Source organism: Imperialibacter sp., assembly GCF_040222815.1.
Lineage (GTDB): Bacteria > Bacteroidota > Bacteroidia > Cytophagales > Cyclobacteriaceae > Imperialibacter.
In genome coordinates this window covers 1-953 of sequence record NZ_JAVKCH010000020.1, presented here as the reverse complement: position 1 = coordinate 953, position 953 = coordinate 1, and the positions used below count along the sequence as shown (strand labels likewise).

The 953-nt window shown below is 42.6% G+C and carries 1 pseudogene; it reads left to right on the top strand.

The features are described 5' to 3' along the window. A pseudogene (locus RIF36_RS09800) lies at positions 1-953 on the top strand (DNA-directed RNA polymerase subunit beta'); the annotation flags it as partial.

The following is a 953-nucleotide window of genomic DNA, read 5'->3' as shown; positions in this document are numbered from 1 at the left end:
GTAGCTAAGAAAAGTGCTGAAACTTCTATTGAAGAAGTGGATATCCGTTCGGTACTTACTTGTGAAACCGGTCGTGGTGTTTGTGCAAAATGTTATGGTCGTGACTTAGCTCGCGGAACTGTTGTTGAGAAAGGTGAGGCCGTTGGTGTTATCGCTGCTCAGTCAATTGGTGAGCCTGGTACACAGCTTACACTTCGTACGTTCCACGTTGGTGGTACAGCTTCTCGTCTTGAGGCAGATTCACAACATAAAACTAAATTCGACGGTAAAGTTGAATTCGAAAATGTACGTGTTGTAGAATACAATGATGGCGAAGAAGAGCATAACATTGTATTGAGCCGTGCAGGTGAATTGAAAATTGTAAATGACGAAGGTCAGGTCTTAATCAGCTATAACGTACCTTATGGTAGCGAGATGATGGTTGAAGAAGGCGATATGGTTCCAAAAGGAGCACAGCTTTGTAAGTGGGATCCATACAACGCACTGATCTTCTCTGAAATTGATGGTACCGTTGAGTACAAAGATATTATCGATGGAGTTACTTCTACCGATGATACTGATGCTCAAACAGGTCACCGTGAAAAAGTTATTACTGACTCCAAGGACAGATCTCTTGTACCAACACTAGTTGTTAAAGGTGCAAAAGATGTGATCCGCGAAAGTACTCTTCCTGTTGATACTCACGTAGCTATCGACAATGGTGAGAAAGTTTCTGCAGGTCAGGTAATCGCTAAGATTCCTAGAGCAGCATCTAAATCCAAAGATATTACAGCGGGTCTTCCCCGTGTGACTGAGCTTTTTGAAGCTCGTTCTCCAAGTGAGCCGGCAGTAGTTTCTGAGATTGATGGTATTGTTGAAATGGGAGGCCGTAAGCGTGGTTCTCAGGAAGTATTTGTTAAATCAAAAGACGGTACTGATGAGAAGAAGTACTTGATCTCTTTGAGTAAGCATAT